Below are 2,262 nucleotides of genomic sequence, written 5' to 3'. Positions count from 1 at the left end.
TACCCCGATGATAGGAGAGATGTCATTGATGGGGAATTGAAATTTTCTGGGTCGGCTATAATTAATTATTTGGTCTTTAAAGTATTAGAAATTGATTGATAGTAGATATTTGTTGATATTAAGATTAGGGGTGAAATCTGCCTTCGAATTATTTTGGGAGAAGTTTGCAAAGGCTTTTAATTATGTATTTCTTTGCACTCCCATTTAGATGGGGTCTAATAGAGAGGTGTCCGAGTGGTTGAAGGAGCACGCCTGGAAAGTGTGTATACCCGTGAGGGTATCGAGGGTTCGAATCCCTTCCTCTCTGCGATAGAGCCAACTTTGGCATTAAAGTTGGCTTTTTCTTTTTTTTTCAAAATTGTTTTTTTCCGGAAGGTATGGAAACTCTCGATCATTTAATTGGGTTTGGAATCGACCTAAAGGAGATTCGCTAGAGGATGTGCGGTGAGGATACGAGCAGTCCCTTCCTCTCTGAAAAAAAATATCCGGAGCAATGCTTCGGGCTTTTTGCCATTATTTATGTGTTTGGCCATCATTTGTTCAGCCACCTCAATTTCTTTAAACCAGAAAAAATAACCGTACTCATTTTTACAAGTAATTAGATTCCGATTCAGTTAATTTTATTTAAGATTTAAGACAAAGTCCATTGGATTCTGCGGATCTATAGATCTTTTTATTTCACTATCTAAACGGAAAGTACTATGAAAAATGCAACATTGGCGACCGACCGCAAAAAATCACTAAAACAAATGGCCAAAAATAATTTTGAAGGTTTACGGACAAATTCCTTTTCATGATAATCAAAAAATGATGACACGTGAGGAAAAAATTGCAATTATCGAAAGCTATATCCATGGCTTGGGAAATGGGAATTTTGAAAGGGTTCCCTTTGCGGAAGATGTGAGTTATGAAAGCCCTCTCACTCCTAAACTTCAGGGACAAAAAGCAATAGGATTTCTTGAATCCCTTTTTCCCATTATGAAAGGAGCTCAAATGTTGCAGCATATTGTAGAAGACGATTATGTGGCCACGGTCTTTAATCTAAAAACACCGAATGGGACGACAACCGTTTTTAACAATTCCGAGTAGCCGATGGCAAACTAAAGGAAATCAATCCCTATTATGATCCAAGTGTGCTGAATGAAGCAGCCAAACTGTTATGATCCTGATTGATTAAGATGGGAGGTAATTAACATTAATTTGATTTCTCCTCCAAAATATTTATCTAACAGAGGAATATTTTGGATTATCCAATTACTAATACAATTCCTTTGATTTTTTATAAATATTTCAAAATGAAACAATTGTGCTAATTTTTGAATCAATAGTGGCAATAGATCTAATTTATAAAAGCCAATTTTATACTATCAATGGTTGATCAATTTATTTGGTGTTATCATCTGAATGAATCAGCCTGAAATCAGTTTTAGAATCTCTTTGCACAATAGATTCCAGTCTATCAAATTAAAATTGTTTAGCCATGGGAAATCTTAGACCTCCTTCAAAATTCGATCTTTTCGGTTTTTTATTGATGCTTTTCAATTTTAAAAAATCTGCCATTCGACACGTTATTAAAAAGCAAAAGCATGAAAAATATAAAGTCTCTTATCCAGGTTTATTGTGGGGAATATTTTTGTTTTTCGCTATAACCGATGCTTATTGTCAGGGTACCATTCAGGGAAGTGTAAAGAATGACAAGGGACAGCCCATTGCATTTACAAATATCCTGGTTTTGGAAAAAACTGACTCATCATTGATTCAGGGGGTGGTTTGTGATGAATCCGGCAAATTTTATTTGTCACAGATTCCCAAAGGAAGCTATCTGATTTCTGCTCATATGTTAGGGTTCCAAACTTACTTTTATTCTCCTGTTTCATTGGAAGTAAATAACAATCAAACCTTGGAGTTTATTTTGACAGAAGAATTTTCAGAATTATCCGAGGTTATGGTCTCTGCCCAAAAGCCTCTATTTGAACAGCAGATGGGAAAGTTGGTCGTAAATGTAAGCAGCAGCATCATTTCGTCTGGATCTACAGTACTTGAAGTCCTTTCAAGAACCCCTGGAATTCTGATAAATCAGCAAAACAATTCGATCACCATGAACGGTAAAGAAGGTGTGATGGTCATGCTGAACGGCAAACTTGTCCGTCTGCCAATAAATGTTGTTGTTCAGATGCTTTCGGGAATGAATGCCGATCAGGTGAGCACCATTGAAATAATCAGCAATCCCCCTTCCCAATATGATGCTGAGGGAAATGCAGG

Annotated in this window: 2 protein-coding genes and 1 tRNA gene; all 3 read left to right on the top strand. The window is 36.4% G+C overall.

Annotated elements, in window-relative coordinates; translation table 11 throughout:
- Window positions 1–220 precede the first annotated feature (220 nt).
- Window positions 221–307: transfer RNA gene (locus tag ACEW8U_RS17595), tRNA-Ser, on the top strand.
- 500 nt (window positions 308–807) lie between these two features.
- Window positions 808–1,089, top strand: a complete 282-nt coding sequence (locus ACEW8U_RS17590) for a DUF4904 domain-containing protein (protein WP_373523366.1) — start codon at window positions 808–810, stop codon at window positions 1,087–1,089.
- Window positions 1,090–1,480: 391 nt separating this feature from the next.
- Window positions 1,481–2,262, top strand: a 782-nt coding sequence (locus ACEW8U_RS17585) for a carboxypeptidase regulatory-like domain-containing protein (protein ID WP_373523365.1), incomplete at its 3' end; no start/stop codon positions are given.

Source organism: Aquiflexum sp., assembly GCF_041751335.1.
GTDB lineage: Bacteria > Bacteroidota > Bacteroidia > Cytophagales > Cyclobacteriaceae > Aquiflexum.
Note: the sequence above shows the minus strand (reverse complement) of the source record. Positions and strands in the feature narration are given on the sequence as shown.

Coding starts and splice junctions, on each gene's coding strand:
- ACEW8U_RS17590 (WP_373523366.1), top strand. CDS start 808: ATGATGACACGTGAGGAAAAAATTGCAATTATCGAAAGCTATATCCAT.